The organism is Conexibacter sp. CPCC 205762 (assembly GCF_030646155.1).
Classification (GTDB): domain Bacteria; phylum Actinomycetota; class Thermoleophilia; order Solirubrobacterales; family Solirubrobacteraceae; genus Conexibacter.
The window spans coordinates 50,433-75,477 of the sequence record NZ_JAUTDN010000010.1; the positions used below are offsets into that span (position 1 = coordinate 50,433).

The 25,045-nt window shown below is 73.0% G+C and carries 23 protein-coding genes; 10 read left to right on the top strand and 13 right to left on the bottom strand.

Translation table 11 applies throughout. The features are described from left to right. Positions 1–7: 7 nt before the first annotated feature. Entirely contained in the window at positions 8–700 is a 693-nt protein-coding gene (locus Q7L73_RS10945; RefSeq protein WP_304692231.1) for a hypothetical protein, read from the bottom strand. 157 nt (positions 701–857) lie between these two features. Between Q7L73_RS10945 and zwf the strand changes: the two genes are divergently transcribed. Next, positions 858–2,291 (top strand): glucose-6-phosphate dehydrogenase, encoded by a 1,434-nt coding sequence (zwf, locus tag Q7L73_RS10950; RefSeq protein WP_304692233.1) that lies wholly within the window; start codon positions 858–860, stop codon positions 2,289–2,291. 1 nt (position 2,292) lies between these two features. Here zwf and Q7L73_RS10955 read toward each other — a convergent pair whose 3' ends face one another. Beyond that, positions 2,293–2,859 carry a TetR/AcrR family transcriptional regulator gene (locus Q7L73_RS10955; protein WP_304692235.1) on the bottom strand — a complete coding sequence of 189 codons (567 nt, stop codon included), beginning with the start codon at positions 2,857–2,859 and terminating at the stop codon, positions 2,293–2,295. A 46-nt stretch (positions 2,860–2,905) separates the two neighbouring features. Here Q7L73_RS10955 and Q7L73_RS10960 point away from each other — a divergent pair, with 46 nt between their 5' ends. After that, on the top strand, positions 2,906–3,784 hold the full coding sequence (locus Q7L73_RS10960; RefSeq protein ID WP_304692237.1) for a DeoR/GlpR family DNA-binding transcription regulator: 879 nt from the start codon (positions 2,906–2,908) through the stop codon (positions 3,782–3,784). A gap of 66 nt (positions 3,785–3,850) precedes the next feature. After that, positions 3,851–5,032, top strand: a complete 1,182-nt coding sequence (locus tag Q7L73_RS10965; RefSeq protein WP_304692239.1) for a CapA family protein — start codon at positions 3,851–3,853, stop codon at positions 5,030–5,032. Between the two features lie 8 nt (positions 5,033–5,040). Here the strand turns inward: Q7L73_RS10965 and Q7L73_RS10970 are convergent, their stop codons facing one another. From Q7L73_RS10970 to Q7L73_RS10980, 3 genes are all read right to left on the bottom strand, one after another. Then, positions 5,041–5,358 carry a type II toxin-antitoxin system PemK/MazF family toxin gene (locus tag Q7L73_RS10970; RefSeq protein ID WP_304692241.1) on the bottom strand — a complete coding sequence of 106 codons (318 nt, stop codon included), beginning with the start codon at positions 5,356–5,358 and terminating at the stop codon, positions 5,041–5,043. A gap of 1 nt (position 5,359) precedes the next feature. Next, entirely contained in the window at positions 5,360–5,608 is a 249-nt protein-coding gene (locus Q7L73_RS10975) for a hypothetical protein (protein WP_304692243.1), read from the bottom strand. A 67-nt stretch (positions 5,609–5,675) separates the two neighbouring features. Continuing rightward, the gene (locus tag Q7L73_RS10980; RefSeq protein WP_304692244.1) at positions 5,676–6,701 is read right to left on the bottom strand and encodes an aldo/keto reductase; all 1,026 of its coding nucleotides are present in this window, start codon (positions 6,699–6,701) and stop codon (positions 5,676–5,678) included. A 54-nt stretch (positions 6,702–6,755) separates the two neighbouring features. Between Q7L73_RS10980 and Q7L73_RS10985 the strand changes: the two genes are divergently transcribed. Next, entirely contained in the window at positions 6,756–7,745 is a 990-nt protein-coding gene (locus Q7L73_RS10985) for an ATP-binding protein (protein ID WP_304692245.1), read from the top strand. Here the strand turns inward: Q7L73_RS10985 and Q7L73_RS10990 are convergent. Next, the gene (locus tag Q7L73_RS10990; RefSeq protein WP_304692246.1) at positions 7,738–8,370 is read right to left on the bottom strand and encodes a response regulator transcription factor; all 633 of its coding nucleotides are present in this window, start codon (positions 8,368–8,370) and stop codon (positions 7,738–7,740) included. The genes Q7L73_RS10985 and Q7L73_RS10990 overlap by 8 nt on opposite strands. Before the next feature lie 199 nt (positions 8,371–8,569). Here Q7L73_RS10990 and Q7L73_RS10995 point away from each other — a divergent pair, with 199 nt between their 5' ends. From Q7L73_RS10995 to Q7L73_RS11005, 3 genes are read left to right on the top strand one after another with little or no spacing between them, the layout of a single operon-like run. Next, positions 8,570–9,694 (top strand): 3-oxoacyl-[acyl-carrier-protein] synthase III C-terminal domain-containing protein, encoded by a 1,125-nt coding sequence (locus Q7L73_RS10995; protein ID WP_304692247.1) that lies wholly within the window; start codon positions 8,570–8,572, stop codon positions 9,692–9,694. Between the two features lie 16 nt (positions 9,695–9,710). After that, positions 9,711–10,361 carry a sulfotransferase family protein gene (locus Q7L73_RS11000; protein ID WP_304692249.1) on the top strand — a complete coding sequence of 217 codons (651 nt, stop codon included), beginning with the start codon at positions 9,711–9,713 and terminating at the stop codon, positions 10,359–10,361. A gap of 24 nt (positions 10,362–10,385) precedes the next feature. Beyond that, entirely contained in the window at positions 10,386–12,062 is a 1,677-nt protein-coding gene (locus Q7L73_RS11005; protein ID WP_304692251.1) for a Na+/H+ antiporter, read from the top strand. On the opposite strand, the gene Q7L73_RS11010 is transcribed toward Q7L73_RS11005, so the two are convergent. Both Q7L73_RS11010 and Q7L73_RS11015 read right to left on the bottom strand, forming a co-directional pair. Further along, positions 12,059–12,721 carry a M23 family metallopeptidase gene (locus Q7L73_RS11010; protein ID WP_304692253.1) on the bottom strand — a complete coding sequence of 221 codons (663 nt, stop codon included), beginning with the start codon at positions 12,719–12,721 and terminating at the stop codon, positions 12,059–12,061. The two genes, Q7L73_RS11005 and Q7L73_RS11010, sit on opposite strands and share 4 nt — an antisense overlap. Before the next feature lie 13 nt (positions 12,722–12,734). Next, entirely contained in the window at positions 12,735–13,046 is a 312-nt protein-coding gene (locus tag Q7L73_RS11015) for an MTH1187 family thiamine-binding protein (protein ID WP_304692255.1), read from the bottom strand. A 117-nt stretch (positions 13,047–13,163) separates the two neighbouring features. Here Q7L73_RS11015 and Q7L73_RS11020 point away from each other — a divergent pair, with 117 nt between their 5' ends. Continuing rightward, positions 13,164–15,572 (top strand): phosphoketolase, encoded by a 2,409-nt coding sequence (locus Q7L73_RS11020; protein ID WP_304692257.1) that lies wholly within the window; start codon positions 13,164–13,166, stop codon positions 15,570–15,572. 14 nt (positions 15,573–15,586) lie between these two features. Continuing rightward, entirely contained in the window at positions 15,587–16,738 is a 1,152-nt protein-coding gene (locus Q7L73_RS11025; RefSeq protein WP_304692259.1) for an acetate/propionate family kinase, read from the top strand. A 2-nt stretch (positions 16,739–16,740) separates the two neighbouring features. On the opposite strand, the gene Q7L73_RS11030 is transcribed toward Q7L73_RS11025, so the two are convergent. Next, positions 16,741–17,469: a TetR/AcrR family transcriptional regulator gene (locus Q7L73_RS11030; protein ID WP_304692261.1), complete on the bottom strand. Its 729-nt coding sequence runs from the start codon at positions 17,467–17,469 to the stop codon at positions 16,741–16,743. A 214-nt stretch (positions 17,470–17,683) separates the two neighbouring features. On the opposite strand from Q7L73_RS11030, the gene Q7L73_RS11035 reads away from it, so the two are divergent. Beyond that, positions 17,684–19,801: an MMPL family transporter gene (locus Q7L73_RS11035; protein WP_304692263.1), complete on the top strand. Its 2,118-nt coding sequence runs from the start codon at positions 17,684–17,686 to the stop codon at positions 19,799–19,801. Between the two features lie 102 nt (positions 19,802–19,903). Here the strand turns inward: Q7L73_RS11035 and Q7L73_RS11040 are convergent, their stop codons facing one another. From Q7L73_RS11040 to Q7L73_RS11055, 4 genes are read right to left on the bottom strand one after another with little or no spacing between them, the layout of a single operon-like run. Then, positions 19,904–21,442, bottom strand: a complete 1,539-nt coding sequence (locus tag Q7L73_RS11040) for an APC family permease (RefSeq protein ID WP_304692265.1) — start codon at positions 21,440–21,442, stop codon at positions 19,904–19,906. A gap of 4 nt (positions 21,443–21,446) precedes the next feature. Beyond that, positions 21,447–22,751, bottom strand: a complete 1,305-nt coding sequence (locus tag Q7L73_RS11045; protein WP_304692267.1) for an ArgE/DapE family deacylase — start codon at positions 22,749–22,751, stop codon at positions 21,447–21,449. Then, on the bottom strand, positions 22,748–24,223 hold the full coding sequence (locus Q7L73_RS11050) for an aldehyde dehydrogenase family protein (RefSeq protein WP_304692269.1): 1,476 nt from the start codon (positions 24,221–24,223) through the stop codon (positions 22,748–22,750). The genes Q7L73_RS11045 and Q7L73_RS11050 overlap by 4 nt, the downstream gene beginning before the upstream one ends. Beyond that, on the bottom strand, positions 24,220–25,041 hold the full coding sequence (locus Q7L73_RS11055) for an acetoacetate decarboxylase family protein (protein WP_304692271.1): 822 nt from the start codon (positions 25,039–25,041) through the stop codon (positions 24,220–24,222). The genes Q7L73_RS11050 and Q7L73_RS11055 overlap by 4 nt, the downstream gene beginning before the upstream one ends. Between the last annotated feature and the right edge of the window lie 4 nt (positions 25,042–25,045).

Sequence of the window (25,045 nt, forward strand, 5' to 3'; positions counted from 1 at the left end):
AACGAACCTAAGCCGCGACCGCCGTCGCGGCCTCTGCCGGAAGTGGCGTCGCAGTCCCCCGAACGTCGCTCCCCGTCGCCCGCATGATCCGCACGCCGGCGACGATCCCGCCGACCATCGAGAGGCCGCCGCCGACGGCGAACGAGAGCAGCGACAGCGGCAGCGCGAACGTCACCACCCAGCCGCCGAGCACCAGCAGCGGCACCCACAGCGCGATCACGCGGGCGCGCCACAGTGCGAAGAACAGCAGCGTCGTGCCGAGGATGCAGCCGGCGACGGCCGGCAGCTGGAAGGCGATCAGCAGCGGGTGGTCGGTCGCCGCGTCGGAGACCTGCGCCGCGGTGCCCGCCGGCAGCTCCTGCGCCAGCGCGAGGTCGTAGAAGTCGGTCACGAGCAGACCGGGCATCGAGACGGTGCCGACGATCGCGAGCGTGCCGCCGATCGCCAGCAGCCAGCCGCCGCGCGGTCGCAGCAGCGCGACGATCCCGAAGGCGGCCGGCGCCCACGCGACCCAGCCGAAGCGCAGCAGCGTCGCGGCGATCATCGCCTGGTCGGGATGGCCGGCGAGCGCGGCGTGGTAGGAGAGCGTTGTCGCCTCGTCCTCCCACGGGGTGACGAGGTAGCCGGCCTGCAGCAGCAGCGAGGCGACGATCAGGCAGACGCCCGTCAGGCGCGGCGAGGGAAAGGGCGGGCTGGACACGGGACCTCCTCGGTCGGAACGCAGGAGGCAGCGACGCTACGGCCGGCTCGCGGCGCCGCCATCGGCCGCAGGTCGCCCGGCGGCGGGCCGAACGTCAGACGCCTTCACCCGATGGACAAACCAGTCGGCCGGTCGACAGGGCACACTTCTGCGTGGCATGAATCCGAAGCCCCACGTGATCGTCCTGTTCGGCGCCACCGGCGACTTGGCCAGACGCAAGCTGCTGCCGGGTCTCCTGCGCCTCTTCCAGGCCGGCTTGATGCCGGTCGACTTCCGCATCGTCGGCACCTCGCTCGACGACCTCGACGAGGACGGCTTCCGCAGGCTGGCGCGGTCCGCGATCGACGAGTTCTCGCGGACGCACGTCTACGAGCAGTCGTGGGAGGCGTTCGCGAGACGCCTGCGCTACGTCTCCGGCAGCGGCGGTCCGGGCGCGCTTCACGCCGCCGTCCACGCCGCGCGCGCGGAGATGGAGGACGGCGCGCTGCTGCTGCACTACCTGTCGGTGCCGCCGAGAGCGGCGATGGCGGTCGTGCAGTCGCTCGGCGACGCCGGCCTCGCGCGCGACGCGCGGATCGTGATGGAGAAGCCGTTCGGCACCGACCTCGCCAGCGCGCAGTCGCTCAACGCCGCCGTCCACGAGGTCTTCAGGGAGAAGCAGGTCTACCGCATCGACCACTTCCTCGGGAAGGAGGCGGCGCAGAACATCCTCGCGCTGCGCTTCGCCAACGGCCTGTTCGAGCCGATCTGGAATCGCCAGCACATCGACCACGTGCTGATCGAGGTGCCGGAGACGCTCTCGATCGGGATGCGCGGCTCCTTCTACGAGGCGACCGGCGCCTACCGCGACATGGTCGTCACCCACCTCTTCCAGGTGCTCGCGTTCGTCGCGATGGAGCCGCCGACGGCGCTCGAGCCGCGCGCGATCACGGAGGAGAAGAACAAGGTCTTCCGCTCGATGAAGCCGCTGGACCCGGCCGACGTCGTGCGCGGCCAGTACGCCGGCTACCGCGACGAGAGAGGCGTCGCGCACGACTCCGAGACGGAGACGTTCGTCGCGCTGCGGGCCGAGATCGACAACTGGCGCTGGTCGGGCGTGCCGTTCTACCTGCGCACCGGCAAGCGGATGGCCGAGAGCGGCCGGATCATCTCGATCGCCTACCACGAGCCGCCGCAGGCGATGTTCCCGCGCGGCTCCGGCGTCGGCCAGTACGGGCCCGACCACATGACCTTCGACCTCGACGAGGCCTCGCGCGTCTCGCTCTCCTTCTACGGCAAGCGGCCGGGGCCGGGGATGCGGCTGGAGAAGGCGAGCATGCAGTTCTCGCTCGACGAGACCAGCTACGGCCACGACGTGCTGGAGGCGTACGAGCGCCTCATCCACGACGCGATGATGGGCGACCACACGCTCTTCACGACCGCCGACGGCATCGAGCGGCTGTGGGAGGTGTCGGCGCCGCTGCTGGAGAACCCGCCGGCGCTGGAGACCTACGCGCAGGGCTCGTGGGGCCCGGAGTCGCAGAACAGGCTGATCGCGCCGCACCGCTGGCGGCTGCCGTTCGAGCGCAAGTGGCGCGGCGGCGTCTCCTGAGTCAGGCGGGCGCGGGCGCCGGCTGCGCGCAGCCGCCGAGGAACGAGCGCACCAGCAGCCGCTGACCGGCGACGACGGTCATGCGGCCGGCGGCGATCTCGGTCAGGATCGCCGTGATCGCGCCGCCGAGCACGATCAGCATCGCCGCCGGCGTCAGCTCGGCGGTCAGCTCCCCGCGCGCCTGCGCCTGTCTCAGCAGCTCGCAGATCGGCCGGTCGAAGCGGCGTCTGACCTCCTCCGCGTGCCGTTCGTCGAGCGGCTTGCCGAAGACCAGCCGCCAGCGCGCCCCGACCTCGATCAGCTGCTCGCAGAGCCGCTCGACGCGACCCTCCGGCGGCGTCGCCGCGGTCGCCGCGATCACCTCCGCGATCGCGTCGAACGCCTCCCGCCGCAGCCCTTCGATCAGCCCCTCACGGGTCGGGAAGTGGCGGTAGAGGGTCGCCCGCCCGAGCCCGGCGTCGGCCGCTATCTCGCCCATCCCGGCCGCCGGCGCGTCGGCGAGCACGCGCGCGGCGGCGTCGAGAATGCTGCGCTCGTTGCGCGTGAAATCCGCCCGATGGCTCCCCATGGCGTGTGAACGCTACCGCCGCCGCCGGTCCGCACCGCTTGATAGCGTGACGCGGTCGGATCCGTTCGTTCGTGTTCGTCAGCTTGGAGGAAGGTGCGTCATCGCTGCTGAAAGCTCATCGGGTCGTCCGCTGCTCGCAGAGGCGCGTCGCTTTGCGATCGCCGAGCTGCTGCGGTCGACGGGGGCCGTGAGCGTCACCGAGGTCGAGAACCGCTTCGGCGTCTCGCCGATGACCGCCCGTCGCGACCTGATGGCGCTGGAGAAGCAGGGCGTCGCGCGCCGCACCCACGGCGGAGCCGTGCTGCCGTCGATGTCGGCGAAGGAGGACTCGTTCGCCAAGCGCGTCAACCTCGCCGCGGAGGCGAAGGGCAGGCTTGCCGACGCCGCCGTCGCGATGGTGCAGGCGGAGGAGACGATCGTGCTCGACTCCAGCTCGACCGCGTACTTCCTCGCACAGCGGATCGTCGATCGCGGCCTCGCCGTCACGATCATCACGAACAGCCTGCCGATCATGGACCTGATCGCCGGCGTCGAGAGCCCGCCGATCCACCTCGTCGCGGTCGGCGGCACGCTGCGGCGGCTGACCGGCTCGTTCGTCGGCCCCTACGCGGTCGAGACGATCCGCGGCCACTTCGCCGACAAGATGTTCATGTCCGTCAAGGGCCTCACGCCCGGCGGCGTGATGACCGACGCCGACGAGCTGGAAGCCGAGCTGAAGCGGTCGATGATCGCCCAGTCGCAGGAGACGATCCTGCTCGTCGACGGTTCGAAGCTGAGCGTTCGCGGTCAGAACGCGATCGCGCACGTGAGGGAGCTGACCTCGGTCGTGACCGAGGGCCTCGGCGGCCCGCAGCTGGAGACGCTGCGCGCGACCGGCGTCGAGGTCAGCAGCCTCGACGAGCCGAGCAAGACGCCCTCCGCCTAGCGGCCGCCGGAGCGTGCGCGGCCACGCCGCGTCGTCGCCGCCCGACCTGCGACGCTTCAGCGCCTCATGGCCGCCACCCCTCCCCCGCCCCAGCCCGTCGAGCCCGCCGCGCCGAAGCCGCCCGCGCTCGTCTTCAGAGCGCCCGCGCTGCTCGCTCCCGGCGTCGCGATCGAGCTGAGCGGGCAGGGCGCCGGCGCGCGCAGACGGATCCAGGTGCAGGTCAAGCTCGACGGCGGCTGGCGCGACCTGGCCGGGATCCGCGCCGACGCGCGCGGCCGCTACGCGCGCGCGATCGAGCCGGAGACGGTCCGCGGCGGCTACCGCCTGCGCGCGCTCGCGCCCGACGGCCGCAGATCGAGAGAGCTGGTCGTGCGCACGCGGCCGGTGACGCTCGCCGCCGTCGGCGACGTCAACCTCGGCGACGCGACCGCGGGCGTGATGGCGGCTCAAGGGTTGAACTACCCGTGGTCGAGCGTCGCTCCGTCGCTGCGCAAGGCCGACGTGGCGTTCGCGAACCTGGAGTGCGCGATCTCCACGCGCGGCGCGCCAGTCGAGAAGCAGTACCGCTTCCGCGGCAGCCCGGCGGCGCTGAAGGCGATGAGAGCGTACGCCGGGATCGACGTCGTCAACCTGGCGAACAACCACGTCGGCGACTACGGCACGACCGCGCTGCTCGACACGATCGACTGGTCGCGCAGACTGGGCCTGGTGCCGGTCGGCGCCGGCGGCTCGCTGAGCGCCGCGATGGAGCCGCGCGTGGTCGAGCGGCTGGGGCTGAAGATCGCCTTCGTCGGCTTCTCCAGCATCCTCCCGCCCGAGTTCTGGGCGACCCCGACCCATCCCGGCAACACGTTCGCCTCGGCCGCGAACGTCCGCGCCAGCGTCAGCGCCGCCCGCAGAGTCGCCGACGTCGTCGTCGCGACCTTCCACTGGGGCATCGAGCTGGACCCGGTCGAGAACCCGCAGGAGTCGGCGCTCGCCGCCACCGCCCTGGCGAGCGGCGCCGACGCCGTCATCGGCGGCCACCCCCACGTCCTCCAGCCGATCCGCACCAGCGCCGGCGGCCGCAAGGTGGTCGCGTACAGCCTCGGCAACTTCGTCTTCGCCTCCCACCGCGCCGAGACCGTCCGCACCGGCATCCTCCACCTCGACCTCTCCGCCCGCGGCGTCGAACGCACCCGCTTCCAGCGCGCCACGATCGAAGGCGTCCGCCCGGTCCTGACGGGCAGCTGGGTCGACGTGCGGTAGGCGCGGCGCTACCGCAGCGCCAGCACCAGTTCGAGCGCGTCGTCGACGGCGTTCTGCTCGGCGGCGTCGAGCCGGCCGGCAAGCGCGTCGAGGCGCTGCACGTCGACCGCGCGCAGCTGCTCGACGAGGATCCGCGTCGGCTCGCCGTCGACCTCGATCTCGGGCCGGAAGGTCGCCGCGCGGGCGCTGCGCGAGGTCGGCGCCACGAGCGCGGTCGAGAGGCCGAGCAGCTCGTCCGCCTGGACGATCACCGCATAGCGGGCGCCGTGCTGCTCGCGCCTGCCGCTCGCCGGCAGCCGGACGCGGTAGATCTCGCCGCGAACCACGTCACTCCGGCCAGTCCGCGGCGATCTCGTCCATGTCGACCGCGACGCGCGCGATCGCCGCGCGGTCGACCGGATCGGCCGCGAGCCGCGCCGCCTCGTCGCGCAGCGCCGAGCGGCGGCGACGACGATCGGCCGCCTCCTGCAGCGCGGCGCGAACGGCCTCCGACTCGTTGAGCCCCTCGCGCATCAGCAGCTCCAGGCTCAGCTCCGAAGGACCGTCGAGACGAGCGCGAACGACGCGAGAAGCCATTTTGGAAGCGTAGCACGCGGTGTGCCACAGCTATCTATGACACACCGCCAGTCTGCTGTTGCAGCGGCTACCGCCGCCGCGCGTCGGGCTCCAGGGCGGGGTTGGTCCAGCCGTCGTCGACGGGGTTGACGGTCGTGCCGGGTGGGACGATCGCGTCGATGCGGTCGAGCAGGTCGTCGGTGAGCTTCAGCTCGTCAGCGCCGAGCTGGTCTTCGAGCTGCTCCATCGTGCGCGGGCCGATGATCGCGGAGGTGACGGCGGGGTGGCGGATCGTGAAGGCGATCGCGAGCTGGATCAGGCTCAGGCCGGCCTCCTCGGCCAGTCTCGCGAGCGCGTCGGCGGCCTCGAGCTTGCGCTGGTTGGCCGGGTCGGTGAGGTCGTAGCGGCCGGGGATGCGAGCGGCGCGGCCGCTCGTCGGCGCCTCCTGGCCGAGCCGCCAGCGGCCGCTCAGCCAGCCGCCGGCGAGCGGGCTCCAGGGCAGGATCGCGATGCCGTAGTCGCGCGCGGCGGGCAGCAGGTCGCCCTCGATTCTGCGCACCAGCAGCGAGTACGGCGGCTGCTCGCTGACGAAGCGGCGGCTGCCGTCGCGGCGCGCCGCCCACTGCGCCTCGACCACCCGCTGCAGCGGCCAGGTCGACGTGCCGGCGTAGCGGATCGTGCCGGCGCGGACGAGGTCGTCGAGCGCGCCGAGCGTCTCCTCGACGTCGGTCCCGAGGTCCCAGCGATGGACCTGGTAGAGGTCGATCCAGTCGGTCTGCAGGCGTCTCAGCGACTCGTGCACCGCCTTGTAGACCCAGCGGCGGCTGTTGCCGCGGCGGTTGGGATCGTCGCCCATCGAGCCGTGGAACTTCGTCGCCAGGAAGACGTCGTCGCGGCGCCCGCCGGCGAGCGCCTTGCCGACGATGATCTCGCTCTCGCCGGCGGCGTAGACGTCGGCCGTGTCGACGATGTTGATGCCGCTGTCGAGCGCGCGGTGGATGATCCGGATCGAGTCGTCGTGGTCGCTGTTGCCCCACGCGCCGAACATCATCGTGCCGAGCGTCAGCGGGCTCACGCACACGCCGGTTCTGCCGAAGCTGCGGTATTCGGTCATGACCACCAGCGTAGGCCGGTGCGACGCGCACCTTCGTAGACTGTCGCCTCGCCCGTGACCGCCGCTGACCTCGCCGCCCTCTTCGCGCACGCGCCCGACCCGCTGCTGGTGCTCGACCGCGACGGCCGCGTCGCCGCGCTCGACGCGCGCGTCGAGGAGCTGGCCGCGGCGCCCGCGCGCGAGCTGCTCGGCCGCCGCTTCGACGAGCTGATCCCGCAGGGCGTGCTCGACCCCGACGCCAGACTGACGCTCAAGCGCGGCGACGGCAGCGAGTTCCCGGTCGAGTTCTCCGTCCGCATCGTCGACGCGATCGAAGGGGTCGCCGGGCCGGCGCTCGTGCTCGCGCTGCGCGACGTGACGCTGCGGCGCAGAAGAGCGGCCTCGCTGCGGGAGGAGAGCGAGCGGACCCGCGCCCGCGCGCGGCTGCACGCGGCCGAGGCCGAGCGGGCCCGCTGGGCGCGCGAGCTGCACGACGAGACGCTGCAGTCGCTCGCCGCCCTGCACGTGCTGCTCGCCTCCGGCGAGCGGGCGCCGTCGCCGGAGCTGATGCGCGAGCGGATCGCGCTCGCGCAGGGCCAGATCGAGGGCGCGATGGACAACCTGCGCGGGCTGATCAACGACCTGCGCCCGGCCGCGCTCGACGAGCTGGGGCTGGAGGCCTCCGTCCGCGACCTCGCCGAGCGGGTGCAGACGGTCTACGGGATCGCGATCGAGACGACGGTCGCGCTGCGCGGCAGCGGCGCCGGGCCGCGGCGGCTCGCGCCTGAGGTCGAGACGACCGCCTACCGGATCGTGCAGGAGTGCCTCTCCAACGCCGCCCGCCACGCGGGCGCGACCAGGATCGCCGTCGAGATCACGCAGCCGGCGGCGCAGCTGCGCGTGCGCGTGCGCGACGACGGCAGCGGCTTCGACACCGCCGGCGACTCGGCCGGCTACGGCCTGCGCTCGATCCGCGAGCGGGTCGACCTGCTCGACGGCGAGCTGACGCTGACCAGCGGCGCCGCGCAGGGCACCGAGGTCGTCGCCGACCTGCCGCTCAGCTGAGGTCGGCCGGCTCGACCAGCCCGCGCTCGATCGCGTAGTCGACCAGGTCGGAGCGGCGCGAGCGGCCGAGCTTGCGCTGGATCCGCGCACGGTGGGACTCGATCGTCCGCACCGACAGGAACAGCCGCTCGGCGATCTCCCTGTTCGTCAGCCCGCGCGCGATCAGTCTCAGCACCTCCAGCTCGCGCGCGGTCAGCTCCGGCGCGGCGCCGGCGGCGGCCGCGGTCGTGGCGGCGAGGCGGGCGCCCAGCTCCGGCTCGAGGTAGGTGCCGCCGCCGGCGACGGTGCGGATCGCCTCCAGCAGGCAGCGGCCGGCCGCCTCCTTCGGCACGTAGCCGGTCGCGCCCAGCCGCAGCGCCTCGCCGGCGTAGGAGGGGTCGCGCTGGGCCGTCAGCACGACGACGGCGGTGCCGGGGCAGTCGGCTCGCAGGCGCGGGATCGCCGGCAGGCTCGCCTCGCCCGGCATGTGCAGGTCGAGCACGAGCACGTCGGGCCGCTGCGAACGGACGGCGGCGTCGGCGGCGGTCATGTCGCCGGCCTCGGCGACGACGGCGATCTGCGAATCGGACTCCAGCAGCAGGCGCAGGCCGCTGCGCACGACCGCGTGGTCGTCGGCCAATACCACGGTCAAAGGGCTTTGACTTGGGAGTTCCACGTCGGCGATCGTCAGGACGATACGCCAGCGGGAACTCCCGGATGCCCGGCGGCCACCGCGGTTCCGTAGTCCGTACGGAACGCGCTTGCGTAGCCGCGACCCACCGCAGATCTGCGGCCTGCCCCGTCTTGTGAGGCGTCGCACCGAAGACCAGACTCGGGGCCCGACCATGACTTCCGGATCCCCCACTCTCGCCCCGCCGCCGCAGTCGCCGCGGAGCGCGCCGCCGCTGCCCTTCCTCGCCGGCCTCGCGACCGCCGCGCCGGCCCAGACGCTCGACCAGCGGCAGATGCTGGAGCTGCTCGGCCTCGCCGGCGACGACTTCGCCGAGGCGATCTTCGCCCGCTGCGGCGTCACCCGCCGCCACCTCGACCTGACGCCGGAGCTGGTCTCGCAGACGCTGCAGGCGCGCTCGCCGCAGACCGAGCGGCGGACGCAGGAGCTGGCCGAGCAGGCGATCGCGCAGCTCGACTTCGATCCGGCCGAGATCGGCGTCGTCGTCTCCGCCAGCCTCTGCACGCTCGGCACGCCGTCGCTCGCGCACCGGCTGGTCGACAGCCTCGGCCTCGCCAGCGACGTCGACAAGTACCACGTCGTCGGCGTCGGCTGCGCGAGCGCGGTGCCGCTGCTGCGGCTGGCGGCGCAGGCGCTGCGCGAGCGGCCCGGCCAGCGCGCGCTGGTCGTCGCGGCCGAGTGGATGTCGGGGATCCTGACGCCGGTCGGCGCGGACGATCCGAAGGTCAAGACGATCGGCTCGTCGCTGTTCGGCGACGGCGCGGCCGCGGCGCTGCTGGCGCTGGACGAGCTGCCGGGGACGGCGGGAGAGAGCGTGGGCGCGCCGGGCGTGGGGCCCGGCGCGCTCCCGCGCATCCTCGCCAGCGCCGTCCACCAGCTGCCCGGCACGCTCGCCGACGTGCGCTCGGAGATGAACGCGCTCGACAGCCAGGTGCAGATGAGCAAGGCGCTGCCGCTCTACGCGCGCGACCGGCTCGCCGGCCTGATCGACGCCTTCCTCGCCCGCCACGGGCTCGACCGCGCCGCGATCGACCACTGGCCGGTCCACCCCGGCGGGCGCGGGATCCTCGACGGCATCAAGGCCGGCGTCGGCCTGAGCGACGACGACGTCGCGGCGAGCGCCGCGGTGCTGGCCGAGCACGGCAACGTCGGCACGCCGTCGGCCTTCTTCGTGCTGAACGAGCTGACGCAGCGCAGCGCGCAGCGCCCTGGCGAATACGGGCTGATGGCGACGATCGGGCCCGGGGTGACGGTCGGCCTGGCGCTGCTCCAATGGTGAACCGAGGAGAGAACGCATGAAGGTGATCGGAGCCGGCTACGGCCGGACGGGGACGATGTCCCAGAAGGGCGCGCTGGAGCAGCTCGGCTTCGGCCCCTGCCTGCACATGATCGACGTGCTGCGCGACCCGTCGCTGGCGGCGCCGTGGAAGGCGGCCGCGGCCGGCGAACGGGTCGACTGGGTCGCCGCGCTCGACGGCTGGGGCTCGACGATCGACTGGCCCGCCTGCGCCTTCTGGGAGCAGCACATGGAGGCGTTCCCGGACGCGAAGGTGCTGCTGAGCGTGCGCGACAAGGAGGCCTGGCACCGCTCCTGCCTGACGACGATCTACGAGGCGAAGGAGATGGCGGGCCGCGGCGAGCTGGCCGGCAACACCGAGAACGCGCCGGCCGGCGTCGTGCTGGAGATGATCAACGGGATCATCTGGGACGGCACCTTCCACGGCAGATTCCTCGACAAGCAGTACGCGTTCGAGGTCTTCGACCGCCACGTCGCCGAGGTCAAGGCGAAGGTCCCGGCCGACCGCCTGGTCGTCTTCGAGGTCAGCGACGGGTGGGGACCGCTCTGCGAGGGGCTCGGCGTCGCCGTGCCGGACGAGCCGTTCCCGCACCTCAACGACACCGCCGCCTTCCGCCAGATGCTGGGGATGCAGCCGGTCTCGGTCTAGCCGCACGGGGCACACTGGGGAGCGATGCAGTCGCTCCCCATCGCCGCCGCCGCTGCTGACGGCGGCTCGCTCGACCTCGTCCTGCTGGGCGTGCTGGCGGGCGTGACGGCGCTGCTGGTGCTGGCGTACCACAGCCGGGTCCCGTACCCGATCCTGCTCGTCGTCGGCGGCGGCGCGCTCGCGTTCGTGCCGGGCCTGCCGGACGTCGACCTCGATCCCGACCTCGTGCTGGTCGTGATCCTGCCGCCGCTGCTGTACTCGGCGGCCTTCTTCTCCTCGCTGCGCGACCTGCGCGCCGAGCTGGCGCCGATCGGCCTGCTGGCGGTCGGCCTGGTCGTCGTCACGACGCTCGCCGTCGGCCTCGTCGCGCACGCCTTCGTCAACGACCTGTCGTGGGCGGCGGCGTTCACGCTCGGCGCGGTGCTGTCGCCGACCGACCCCGTCGCCGCGACCGCGATCGCCGCCCGCGCCGGCGCCCCGCGGCGCTTCGTCACGGTCGTCGAGGGCGAGTCGCTGCTGAACGACTCCTCGGCGCTGATCCTCTACAAGGCGGCGGTCGCGGCGGTCCTGACCGGCTCCTTCTCACTGCTCGGCTCCGGCGTCGACTTCGTCGTCGGCGCCGCCGCCGGGATCGCGATCGGGATCCTCGTCGGCGCGATCGTCGCACGCGTGCGCAGCGTCGTCGACGACCCGCCGACCGAGATCACGATCTCGCTGATGACGCCGTACTTCGCCTACCTGCCGGCCGAGGCGCTCGGCGTCAGCGCCGTGCTCGCGGCGGTCACCGCCGGGATCTGGCTCGGCTGGCGCTCGCCGCAGCTGATCACGCCGCAGGTGCGGATCCAGTCGTTCTCGGTCTGGGAGATCCTCACGTTCGTGCTGAACGCGGCGCTGTTCGTGCTCGTCGGCCTGCAGCTGCCGCAGATCGTCGAGACGATCGCCGACCAGTACCCGGTCAGCGACCTCGTCTGGTGGAGCGCGCTGACGGTCGCGACGGTCGTCGCCACCCGCTTCGTCTGGGTCTTCGCGACCGCCTACCTGCCGCGGCTGATCTCGCGCCACTCGCGCTGGAACCCGCCCGGCTACAGCCTGCCGCTCGTCGCGCTGACGGCGTGGACGGGGATGCGCGGGGCGGTCTCGCTGGCGGCCGCGCTCGCGATCCCGCTGACGGTCGAGGGCGGCGCGCCGTTCCCCGACCGCGACCTGATCGTCTTCCTCGTCTACACGACGATCTTCACGACGATCGTCGTCCAGGGCCTGTCGCTGGCGCCGCTGCTGCGCTGGAGCGGGGTCGAGGACGACGGCAGGCTCGACCGGCTGGAGGCGAAGGCGCGGATCAAGGCGGCCAAGAGCGCGATCGCGCGGATCGACGAGCTGGCCGGCGAGGAGTGGGTGCGCGAGGACAGCGCCGACCGCCTCCGCTCCTCCTACGAGTTCCGCATCCGCCGCTTCCGCTCGCACCTCGACGACGCGGCCGACGACGGCCCCGAGCAGCGCTCGCGCGCCTACCAGGTGCTGCGCCGGCAGGTGCTCGAGGCCGAGCGCGCGGAGGTGATCCGGCTGCGCGACGAGGGCGTCATCAACGACGAGGTGCTGCGGCGGATCCAGCGCGACCTCGACTTCGAGGACGCCCGCCTCGACGTCGAGGCCGGCAGCCCGCTGGAGCTGGTGCCGGCCGCGCCGCGCGAAGACGACGACTAGGGCGCCGCGTCCCAGGCGGCGAGCAGCCTTCTCGTGTCGATCGGCTCGCCGCCGCTGTACCAGCCGGGGGCGGTCCACAGCTCGAAGTGGAGATGGCAGCCGTCGGCGTTGCCGCTGTCGCCGACGTGGCCGATCGGCTGGCCGTCGGCGACCTTGTCGCCCGCTCTGAAGCGCGCCGGCTCGGCCATGTGCATGTAGATGTAGTCGCGCTTGTCGCGGCCGGTGATGACGAGGTAGTTGCCGCCCGCGCCCTCGCTCGCGACGTACTTGACGACGCCGCCGAGCGCGGCGACGAGCGGCGTGCCGCAGTCGGCGAACATGTCCTGCCCGCGGTGGCCGCGGCCGCCGCCGAAGTCGTTCGTCTCGTAGCGGCCGCGGTCGTGCTTGCCGCGGATCGGGAAGACGTGCGGGTCGCTCCGCTCCTGCCGCTCGCGCAGCGCCCGCAGCGATGCGACGCGCGCGACCTCGGCGCGGATCGCCGCCGGGCCGGGACCGGCGAGCGCGACCGTCGCGACCGGGCGCGCCTGCGCGTGCGCCGTCGCGGGATGCTGGTCGCGCCCGGCGACGAGCAGCGCCGCGACGCCGGCGAGGACGCCGGCGAGCGCGAGCAGCGCCGCGGCGCGACGGCCGCGGGGATGGCGGCGACGAGGGGCGGGCACCGGGCGCGGCGCCTCAGCCGTCGGCCAGCCGGCGTTCGACGGAGGCGACCTTGTCGGCCAGCGTCTGCGCGGGCTTGTCGCGCCGCTCGTCGAGCTTGAGGACCGTGTAGACGCGCGGGATGCCCTGCTCGAACGGGACCGCGTGCAGCTCGCCGACGACGGCGAGGATGTCGGCGGTCGAGCCCTCCAGCGAGGTGCCCATCGCGTGCATCGCGTATCTCACGCGGTCCTGCTCGGCGAGCTTGCGCTGGACGGCGGCGATGTACTCGCTCGCGCTCGCGTCGGCGCGGCCGAGCGCGAGGATCGTCAGGTCGGCGGTGGCCATGCGCGCAAGCCTAGCGGCGGCCGCGGCAGCGCTCGCGGGCGTGGCGCGGCGCCCGTCCGATGTGTCTCACCCGTGAAGGATGACGATCTCTGACCCCTGCCGGGGTAGGCTCGCCCCGTGGACGACCAAGAGCTCGACGGCCTCGTCGCCTGGTGGGAGACGGCGAACTACCTGACCGTCGCCCAGATCTACCTGCGCGCCAACCCACTGCTGCGCGAGCCGCTCAGAGCGGAGCACGTCAAGCCCCGCCTGCTCGGCCATTGGGGCACCTCGCCCGCGTTGAACCTGGTCTACGCCCAGCTCAACCGGCTGATCCGCCGCACCGGCGCGCCGGTGCTGAACATCACCGGCCCCGGTCACGGCGGTCCCGCGATCGTCGCCAACGCCTATCTCGAGGGCAGCTGGTCGGAGGTCTATCCCGACGTCGGCCGCGACGAGGACGGCCTGCTGCGGCTGGTGCGCCAGTTCTCGACCCCGGGCGGGATCCCCAGCCACGTCAGCGTCCCCGTCCCCGGCTCGATCCACGAAGGCGGCGAGCTGGGCTACTCGCTCGTGCACGCCTTCGGCGCCGCCTTCGACAACCCCGACCTGATCGTCGCCTGCGTCGTCGGCGACGGCGAGGCGGAGACCGGCCCGCTGGAGGGCTCGTGGAAGGGCGTGCGCTTCCTCGACCCGCGCAGCGACGGCGCCGTGCTGCCGATCCTCAACCTCAACGAGGCGAAGATCTCCGGCCCGACCGTGCTCGGCCGCGTCCCCGACGAGGACGTCCACGCGCTGCTGCACGCGCACGGCTACGAGCCGGTCGAGATCGCCGGCGACGACCCGCGCGCCGTCCACGCCCAGTTCGCGACCGAGCTGGAGCGCGCCTACGACACGATCCGCGCGATCCAGGCAGCGGCGCGCGCCGGCGCCCACAGCGGCACCAACGGCGCCGCCGGCGCCGCGGGCCCGCGCTGGCCGGCGCTGATCCTGCGCACGCCGAAGGGCTGGAGCGGGCCGAAGGAGGTCGACGGCGTCAAGGTCGAGGGGACCTTCCGCGCCCACCAGGTGCCGCTCGCCGGCGTGCGCGACAACCCCGCGCACCTGGCGCAGCTGGAGGCGTGGATGCGCAGCTACAGACCGGAGGCGCGCTTCGACGCCGACGGCACGCTGGTGCCCGAGCTGGCGGCGCTGGCGCCGAGCGGCGACGCCCGCATCGGCTCCTCCCCGCACGCCAACGGCGGCCGCCTGCTGAAGGCGCTCGACCTGCCCGACCACGGCGCCTACGCGGTCGAGGTGACCGCGCCGGCAAGCACGCACGCGGAGTCGACGCGCAAGCTCGGCGAGCTGCTGCGCGACGTCCTCACGCGCACCGAGACGAGCCGCGACTTCCGCCTCTTCTGTCCCGACGAGACCAACTCCAACCGGCTCGGCGCCGTCTTCGAGGTGACCGACCGCGAGCTGCAGGTCGCGCGGCCCGACGACGAGTCGGTCGGCGCCGGCGGGCGCGTGATGGAGGTCCTCTCCGAGCACCTCTGCCAGGGCTGGCTGGAGGGCTACCTGCTGACCGGCCGCCACGGCCTGTTCGCGACCTACGAGGCGTTCGCGATGGTGTCGGCGTCGATGGCGGTCCAGCACGTCAAGTGGCTGGAGGCGTCGCGCGGGCTCGACTGGCGCGCGCCGGTCGCCTCGCTCAACGTGCTGCTGACCTCGACCTGCTGGCGCAACGACCACAACGGCTTCAGCCACCAGGGTCCGGGCCTGATCGACACGATGATCTCGATGAGCGGCGACGTCGTGCGCGTCTACCTGCCGCCGGACGCCAACTGCCTGCTGTCGACCGCCGACCACTGCCTGCGCAGCCGCGACTACGTCAACCTGATCGTGATCGACAAGCAGCCGCAGCTGCAGTACCTGCCGCTGGCCGACGCCAACGCCCACTGCGCCGCCGGCGGCGGCATCTGGGAGTGGGCCGGCAGCGAGCGTCCCGGCGACGAGCCCGACGTGGTGCTGCTGTGCGTCGGCGACGTGCCGACGCAGGAGACGGTCGCGGCCGCCTGGCTGCTGCGCACGTACGTGCCGGAGCTGCGCGTGCGCGTCGTCAACATCGTCGACCTGATGGCGCTGAGCCCGCCGGAGGTCCACCCGCACGGCTTCGACCGCGACCGCTTCGTCGCGCTGTTCGGCGAGCAGACCGAGGTCGTGACCGCCTGGCACGGCTACGCCCGCGCGCTCCACCAGCTGCTGCACGGCCGCCCCGGCGCGGCCCGCTTCCACGTCCACGGCTTCTCCGAGCAGGGCACGACGACGACCCCGTTCGACATGGTCGTGCTGAATGAGATGAGCCGCTACCACCTCGTGCTCGACGCGCTCCGCCGCGCCCGCCGCGTGCCGGCCGGCGCGGGCGAGTTGGAGCGCTGGTGCGAGACGCAGCTGACGCGCCACCGCGCCTACGTGCGCGAGCACCTGGAGGACATGCCGGAGGTCAGCGACTGGGTCTGGAGCGAGCCGGAGCCGACGCCGGTGCCGCCCGCGCCGGCCGGCTGAGGCGGTCGCCGCCCGTGCGCGTGCTGGTCGTCAACACCGGCTCCTCCAGCCTCAAGCACACGCTCGTCGACAGCGCCGCGGCCGATCCGGACGCGGCGCTGCTGGCCAGCGGCGAGGAGCGCTGGGAGCCGGGCGACACGCCCGGCAAGCACGGCGAGGTGCTGCGCGCCGCGTTGGCCGACGGCGCCGGCGAGGCCGACGCGATCGGCCACCGCGTCGTCCACGGCGGCGCCCGCTTCGAGGCGCCCGCGCGGATCGACGACGACGTGCGCGCGGGGATCGCGGAGGCGGCCGAGCTGGCGCCGCTGCACAACCGCGCCGCGCTGGAGGGGATCGACGCCGCGCGCGAGGCGTTCCCGACACTGCCGCAGGTCGCCTGCTTCGACACCGCCTTCCACCGCACGCTCGACGCCGCCGCCGCGACCTACGCGATCCCGGGCGAGTGGGCGCGCGAGCAGGGGATCCGCCGCTTCGGCTTCCACGGCCTCAACGTCTCCTGGTGCGTCGAGCGGGCGCACGTGCTGCTCGGCTCGGCGCGGACGCGACGGCTGATCGTCTGCCATCTCGGCAGCGGCTGCTCGGTCAGCGCCGTCCGCGACGGCCGCTCGGCCGACACGACGATGGGCTTCACGCCGCTGGACGGGATCCCGATGGCGACCCGCTCCGGCGCGCTCGACCCGGGCCTCGTGCTGCGGCTGCTGCAGACCGGCGAGCGGACGCCGGAGCTGCTCGACGACGCGCTCAACCACCGCTCCGGCCTGCTCGGGATCTCAGAGCGCAGCGCCGACCTGCGGGTGCTGCTGGAGTTGGCCGCCGGCCGCGACGGCGACGTGCCAGCCAGCGACGACGACGCGGCCCGCGCCCAGCTCGCGATCGACGTCTTCGTGCGCGGCGTCGCAAGCGCGGTGGCGGCGCTGAGCACCTCGCTCGGCGGCCTCGACGCGCTCGTTTTCACGGCCGGGATCGGCGAGCACTCGGCCGCGATCCGGACGCAGGTCGCCGCCCGCCTGGCGCACCTCGGCGTCGCGCTCGACCCGCGCCGCAACGAGGCGGCCGAGCCGGATGCCGAGCTGACGCCGGAGGGGGCGAAGATCGCCGTCCTGGCCCTCCGCGCGCGCGAGGAGACTGTCATCGCGCGCGAGACGGCCGCGCTGCTGGAGGAGTGATGTCAGGCCGGCTGCAGCGGCGGGTCGCCGCGCTGCGCGCGCAGCTCGCGGATGCCGCCGCCGAGGAAGACGATCGCCTGGTCGACGAGCGCCAGCGCCGCGTCGCGGTGGGCCTCCGGGTCGGCGATCGCCTGCTCGTCCTGGAAGCGGCCGATCGCCGCCAGCGCGCCGACGGCGGCGGCCGCCGCCAGCTGCGGGGCGACGTCGTCGGCCGCGGTGCCGAGGTCGCGCGCGATCGCCTCGGCGAAGACCCGCTCGCCCTTGCCGAGCAGCTGCCGCTCGTAGGCGAGCAGCGACTCGTCGGCCTCGATCACGCGCCGGCGCGTCTGCTCGCGCTCGTGCTCGTGCTTGCCGGAGTTGGACGCGAACAGCTCGACGATCCAGCCGCGCAGGGCGTCGGTCGCGAGCTCGCCGGCGGGCCGGTCGCGCAGCCGCTCCGCGAGCAGGCCGAACATCTCGTCGGTGTGCGGGAAGAGCAGGTCCTCCTTCGCCGGGAAGTAGGCGGAGACGGTCCGCGGCGAGACGTCGGCGGCGTCGGCGATCTGCGCGATCGTGGTGGCGCGGAAGCCCTGTCTGTCGAACAGGTCGAGCGCCGCGGCGGCAATCGTCTCGTAGGTGCGGAGCTTCTTGCGCTCCCGCAGACCCGGCCGCGCGCCCGGCGCGCACAGCGGCACGCCCGGCGGCTCGACGTCCGCCAGCTCCTGCTCGCGGTCGCTCTCGGACGCGCTCATGGGATCAAGACTATCCGCGTTTCGCATCACATGCACATCTTCGGACAATGCAATTCTGCAGACACTGCAATTTTACACGCTCTGTGATACGGTCCGCCGGCCCTAGCGGCGCCCCTCTCCTCTCCGACCCTCTCAGGAGCCCGGAATGTCGTCACTCCTCGCGCGTATAGCCCGCGCCCTGACAAAACACTGGAAGCGAAGTCTCGCCGCTGCGGTGCTCGTGCTCGTCGTGCTCGGCGCCCTCTCGGCGAACGCCCAGAAGGCGGCCGACGACTTCAAGATCCCGGGCGCCGAGTCGCAGAAGGCGACCGACCTCTTCCGCGCCCACGCGCCGGCGCTCGCCGGCGCCGACGCGCAGCTCGTCTTCACCGTCAGAGACGGCGCGATCACCGACCCGGGCCCGAGAGCCGCGATCGAGAGCGCGCTCACGGCCGTCAGAAGACTGAAGGACGTCGCCGAGGTCGGCGACCCGTTCACGCAGACCTCCAGAGACGGCCGTCTCGCGACGACCGACGTGCGCTGGAGCGTCGAGGCGACCGACCTCGAGACCTCTGACGCGCAGAAGTTCGAGACGACCGTCAGAGACGCCGCCCAGAGAGACGGCGTCGAGGTGCAGATGCGCGGGCAGGTGCCCGACCTCGCCTCGCAGCAGGACGCGCCCGTCGGCGAGCTGATCGGCGTCGCGATCGCGATCGTGCTGCTGACGCTGCTGTTCCGCTCCGGCGCGGCGATGGCGGGCACGCTGATCGGCGCGCTGATCGGCGTGATGTCGGGGCAGCTGCTGCTCGCGATCCTCGCCAAGCCGCTCGGCCTGCCCGAGTTCGCGGCGACGATCGCGATCATGCTCGGCCTCGGCGCCGGCATCGACTACTCGCTCCTGATCATCGGGCGCTACCGAGAACAGGTCGCCGCGGGCGACTCGCCCGAGGACGCGGCGGCGAAGTCGGCCGCCACGTCGGGCGCCTCCGTCGTCGCCGCCGGCGTGATCGTGATCGTCGCGCTCGCCGGCCTGCTCGCGATCGGCATCCCGCTGATCGGCGCGCTCGGCATAGCGGCCGCGATCGGCGTCGCCTGCGTCGTCCTCTCCTCGCTGCTCGTGCTGCCGGCGATGATCGGCGGCCTCAAGCGCTGGCTGAAGCCGAAGAAGCCCGAGCACGTGCTGCCGTCGGCCGCGCTCAGCCGCTGGGGCGAGACGGTCACCAAGCGCCCGGTCGTCTCGATCGTGCTCGCCGGCATCCTGATGCTCGCGCTCGCGTACCCGACGCTCGACATGCGCCTCGGCCAGCCCGACGACGGCAACCAGCCGGCGAAGAACACGCAGCGCAAGGCGTACGACCAGCTCGCCGCGGCGTTCGGCGCCGGCTTCAACGGGCCGCTGTTCGTCACCGTCGAGACGCCGAGAGGCGGGGACTCCAGAGCCGGCCTGACGAGACTCGAGAACGGCATCAGAGCCGCTCCCGACGTGGAGAGCGTCTCGCCGGCGGCGCCGTCGAGAGACGGCGCGATCGCGACGATCTTCGTGACGCCGAGAACGGCGCCGCAGGATCAGCGCACGACCGACCTCGTCGACCGGCTGCGCGACGAGACGATCCCGGCCGCGGTCGCGGGAACCCAGCTGAAGGTCTACGTCGGCGGGCAGACCGCCAGCTTCCAGGACTTCTCGGCGAAGGTCTCCTCGCGGCTGCCGGTCTTCATCGCGATCGTGATCGGCCTGTCGGTGCTGCTGCTGATGGCCGCGTTCCGCTCGCTCTGGATCCCGCTGATCTCGGCCGTCTTCAACCTGCTGTCGGTCGGCGCGGCGTTCGGCGTCACGACGCTCGTCTTCCAGAAGGGCTGGGGCGCGAGCGTGATCGGCGCGGAGTCCGACGTGCCGATCATCTCGTTCTTCCCGGTGATGCTGTTCGCGATCCTGTTCGGGTTGAGCATGGACTACAACGTCTTCCTGCTCTCCCGCGTGCGCGAGGCGTACCAGGGCGGCGACGGCCCGCGTGACAGCGTCGTGCACGGCGTCGCGCGGATCGGCAAGGTGATCCTCTTCGCCGGCCTGATCATGGCGTCCGTCTTCCTCGCGTTCATCCTGACGTCGGACACGACCTCGAAGATGTTCGGCGTCGGCCTCGGCTTCGCGATCCTGCTCGACGTGCTGTTCGTGCGGCTCGTGATCGCCCCCGCGGTCGTGACGCTGCTCGGCGACAGAGCGTGGTGGATGCCCGCCTGGATGGACCGCGTGATCCCCAACATCTCGCTCGACGGCCACGAGGTCGACGTGCAGTCCGAGGAGGAGCTGGAGGCTGCGATCAAGCAGAACACCAGCGAGACGGAGAAGGTCTGAGGGACCCGGCCCGCGCGGGTCGTGCCTCCGCGCGGACGGAACGACGGGCCCTTCTGACGAGCGCCCCGCCAGGCTCCCCAGCCTGGCGGGGCGTTCTGCGTTCTAGGAGGCGGCCGTCTCCTCGGGGCTGGCCTCGCCGATCTGCGCGTAGACCTGCGGCTTGGACGCCTTCAGGTACGCGCCGACCGCGAGCCCGAGCAGGCCGCCGCCGATCAGGATCGCCGGCAGGACGATCGTCATGTCGTCGGTCGGCGCGTCGATCGCGCTGGTGATCAGCACGTTGAAGTTCGACAGGCCGAGGATGAAGATCGCCACCAGCAGCACGCCGGCGACAAGCGGCGCCACGCGCGAGCGCCAGACGCTGACGTCCAGCTCCTTGCGCTTGACGAAGAAGGCGACGACCGCGAACGAGGTCACCGCCATCAGCAGCAGCACGCCGAGCGCGCCGAGGTTCGTCAGCCAGGTGAAGAGGTGCAGGACCGGGTCCTTGCCGGCGATCGCGAACCAGCCGACGACGATCAGCGCCAGCAGCGACTGCGCGATCGAGCCGGCGTACGGGGCGCCGGTGCGCTCGCTGGTGCGGGCGAAGACCGCCGGGAAGACGCCCTCGCGGCCGAGCGCGAAGAAGTAGCGCGCGACGGCGTTGTGGAAGGCGAGCACGGCGGCGAACAGCGAGGTCGAGAACAGCAGCATCGCGCTGTCGCCCCAGAAGGCGCCGAGGCGGCTGGCGCCCTCGCCTATGAGGATCGTCGTCGGGTCGGGCGCGGCGCCGTCGGGCGTCGTGTAGCCGAGTCTGATCAGCGCGGCCGGGTCGACGATCGCTCTCGGGCCGATCGAGTCGGCCAGCAGCCACGAGGAGATCGCGTAGAAGCCGGCGATGATCGCGACGCCGATCAGCGTCGCGCGCGCGACCGTCTTCTTCGGATCCTTGCACTCCTCCGAGTAGATCGCGGCCGACTCGAAGCCGACGAACGAGGCGACGCAGAAGGTCAGCGCCGCGCCGAGCGCAGTGCCGGTCGCGGTGCTCGGGTTGAAGCCCTCGAAGGTCAGGCCCTGCGGGCCCGGGTCGGCGACGACGGCGAAGTCGAAGATCGCCACCACGATGATCTCGAGGATCAGCAGCACCGCCAGCACGCGCGCGTTGAGGTCGACTTTCAGCACACCGAGCGCGGCGACGATCGCGCCGCCGATCAGGCACCACCAGTACCACTCCATCGTGATCCCGACCTTGTCGGCCATGAAGGCGCCGAAGGCGACCCCGAAGAGGCCGTAGATGCCCATCTGCATCGCGTTGTAGGAGACGAGCGCGACGAATGCCGCGCCGACGGCCGGGATGCGGCCAAGACCACGCGCGACGTACGTGTAGAAGGCGCCGGCGTCCGCGACGTAGTGGCTCATCGCCGCGTAGCCGACGGCGAACGTGCCGAGGATCGCGGCGAGCGGGATGAACAGGAACGGGATGCCCATGTTCCCCGTCACCAGATACGTCGCCGCCTGGCCGCCGGCGACGGCGGTCAGCGGCGCGGACGCCGCGACGATGAAGAAGACCAGGTCCCACGTGCCCAGCGCGCGCCGATGCAGGCGCCCGCCCGCCGGCTGCGCCGGCACCGCTGCTGAAGACGACGTCTCAGCGATCGACATTGACTCACCTCTCCTGTGTGTGAACCGTCCCGCACCACATCGGGACGAAGGCGGCCAGCACGCGGGCGACCTCGGCAACAGACGAAAGCGAGACGCGCTCGTCGATGCCGTGGATGCGCTCCGCGCGCGGGCCGAAGCAGACGGCAGGGATGCCGTGACGGACGTAGTGCCGCGCGTCCGTCGTCGCGGTCGTCGCCTCCAGGCGCGGTGCGCTCCCGTGCACCGACGCGTAGGCGGCGGACAGTTCCTGCACCAGCGGCTCCCCGGCGTCGACGACGGAGCCCTCGCAGGCGAAGCCGTCGTAGCGGACCAGCGGCGGATGGTCGCGCAGCAGCGGGTCGGCGGCAGCGGCGCGGGCGATCGTGTCCTCCACACGTCGTCTCGCGTCGGCCGGCGATTCCCCGGGATAGAGCCCGAGGCGGCAGGAGAGCGTGCACTCCGCCGCCACCGTCGAGGCCCAGTCGCCGCCGCTGACGATCCCGGGGTTGAGGTTGATCGGATGCTCGAAGGCGTCGTAGGGCGGCGGCGGGGCGACGTTCGCCTCCGCCTCCAGCTCGCGCAGCGCTCTGAGCAGCGTGTAGGTCGCGTCGATCGCGTTGAAGCCGAGCGTCGAGGCGCGCGCCGCGTGCGCGGGGACGCCGCGCACATCGACGTGGAACCACAGCACGCCGACCTGCGCGACGGTGAGGTGGTCGGGGTGCGGCTCGGTCAGCACGCAGGCGTCGGCCGTGTGGCCGTCGAGCAGGCACTGGAGCGCGCCGTTGCCGGTGCACTCCTCCTCCACCACCGACTGCAGCTGCACGCTCCCGGCCAGCTCGACGCCGGCCCTTCGCAGCGCGCGGATCGCGCCGGTCATCGCGACGATGCCGGCCTTCATGTCGCCGCCGCCGCGGCCGTAGAGCCAGTCGCCCTCGACGCGCGGCTCAAACGGCGGGCTCGTCCACAGCGCGGCGCTCGCGGGCGGGACGACGTCGATGTGGCCGCAGAGGATCAGCGAGCGGCCGCGGCCTCCCCCGCCGCCGCTCGCCTCCGCGCCAGCGCGCCCGTCCCAGGTCGCGACCACGTTGCGCTTGCCCTCGACGCTCCACGAGAACGGCGAGCTGTGCGGGTCGGCCCGCAGCCGCGCCGCGTCGAGCGGGACCGACAGCGGCTCCAGGCCGCAGTCGGCGAAGGCGGCGGCGACCAGCGCCTGGCCGGCCTCCTCGTTGCCGAGCGTCGTCTCCGCCGCGACCAGCCGCGCGAGCAGCTGCTCCATCCACTCCCGCTCCGCCGCGACGGCGGCCGCGATGTCGAGCGCGGCGGCGCTCATCCCACGCTGCCGTCCAGGATCTGCAGCGTCTTCAGGTCGCTGTAGAAGTCGAGCGCGTAGTCGCCGCCCTCGCGGCCGATGCCGGAGATGCCGACACCGCCGAACGGCGCCGTCAGGTCGCGCACGAGGAAGGTGTTGACCCAGACGATCCCGGCGCGGACCTGGCGGCCGATGCGGTCGGCGCGGCCCATCGAGGTCGTGTAGACGATGCCGGACAGCCCGTACGCGGTCGAGTTCGCCAGCTCCACCGCCTCCGCCTCGTCGGCGAAGGTCTGGAACGTCAGCACCGGCCCGAAGACCTCCTGCTGGACGATCTCGGCGTCGTTGGAGGCCGGCTCGATCAGCGTCGGCGCGTAGTGCAGGCCGCCGGCCCGCTCGCCGCCGAGCACGATCGTGTCGCCGGCTGCCCGCGCTCGCTCGACGAACGCCTCGACCCGCGCGAGGTGCTCGGGGTGGATCAGCGGTGAGATCGTCGTGGCGCCGTCGCGCGGGTCGCCGAGCACGTGCGCGCGCACCTGCGCGTGGAACTTCTCCAGGAACGCCTCGCGCACGCTCTCCTGCACGAGCAGCCGCGTGCCGGCGAGGCAGACCTGGCCGGAGTCGTCGTACTGGCCGGCGGCCTTCTTCGCCGCGGCGTCGAGATCGGCGTCCGCGAAGACGATCAGCGGCCCCTTGCCGCCCAGCTCGCCCGTGAACGGGACGAGGTTCCTCGCCGCGCTGACGCCGATCTGGCGGGCGGCGGCGGGCGAGCCGGTGAAGGAGACGCGGCGCACCTCGGGATCGGCGACGAGCGCGGCGCCGACCTCCTCGCCGATCCCCTGCACGACGTTGAGCACGCCGGCCGGCAGGCCGGCCTCGGCCGCCAGCTCGGCCAGCAGCGCGCAGGCGAGCGGCGACCACTCGGCCGGCTTCAGCACGACCGTGCAGCCGGCCGCCAGCGCCGGCGCCGTCTTCCAGGTCGAGAGCATGAACGGCGCGTTCCAGGGCGTGATCACGACCGCCGGCCCGGCCGGCATCCGCTGGACGCGGTTCCAGGTGCCCTTCGAGTGCCAGTCGCGCTCCTCGTACTGCACCGCCAGATCGGCGTAGGAGCGGTAGTTGGCGGCGCCGCGCGCGATCACGCGCAGCCGCAGCGACTCCAGCAGCATCGCCATGTCGGCGCACTCGACCGCGGCGAGCCGCTCGACGTCGGCCTCGATCGCGTCGGCGAGCCGGTGCAGGTGGGCGGCGCGGCCGGCGGGGCCGAGCGCGGCCCACGCAGGGAAGGCCGCTCTCGCCGCCGCGACCGCCAGCGCCGCCTCCTGCGCCCCGCCGCGCGCGACCTGCGCCAGCAGCGACTGGTCGATCGGCGAGATCACGTCGAAGCGCTCGGCGGAGGCGACCCACTCGCCGCCGATGAAGTGGTCGAGCGGGACCGCGACGCCGGCGACCTCCGCGCGCGTCGGCGTCGCGCTCGGCGCCAGCGCCGTCACGACGCCACCTCCGCCCCGCTCAGGTCCTTCACGCTCTCCAGGTCGTCGATCGTGTAGGCGAAGGTGAAGCGGTAGCCCTTGCCGACTCTGACCGGCGCCAGCGCCGTGTGCTCCTCGCCGGGCGCCTCGAACAGCTCCAGCTCCGCGTCGCCCTCCCACGCCGGCGTGACCGAGCGGTCGTACGACTTCGCCTTCACCAGCTCGTGCACCGCCGGCTCGTCGTGACGGCCGGCGGCCAGCCGCGGGAAGTAGCGCACGTTGACCAGCGGCGCGTCGTTGTGCTGCGCGCCGGTCGCACTCTCCCCGGTCAGCGTGATGCGGCCCTCGGCGAGGCGGCGGCCGCGCGCCGAGCAGGTGCCTCCGAAGCGGGCGCCGGGCGCCAGTGACGGCGCCGCCGCGTTGGCGAGGTCGAACTTGCGCGTGATCCAGATGTCGCCGAGCTTCTTCGGGAAGCCCTGGATCCAGCCGCGCGCGAGCGCGAAGTCCTGGTCGACCCAGATGTAGGGGCAGATCGTCACGTCCTCGCCGTCGACCTGCGCGTTGACGACGAGGAAGAACTCCTTGTACTGCGAGCGCGACGGGTCGAGCAGCTCCTCGCCGCCGTCGCTGCACGACTGCCAGTCGACGAACAGCGCCGAGCAGCGGCCGGCGCCGTCCGGGTGCGGGTCGACGCCGTCGGGCAGCACCGCCGCGACCGCCGCCGGGTCGGCCCAGTAGTCGATCACGAGGAAGTCGCCGACATAGTGCCACGGCGGCGAGGGGACGAGGTTTGCCTGCCCGAGGGGCGAGCGGGGGAGCGAGTAGCCGTGCAGCGACATGCGG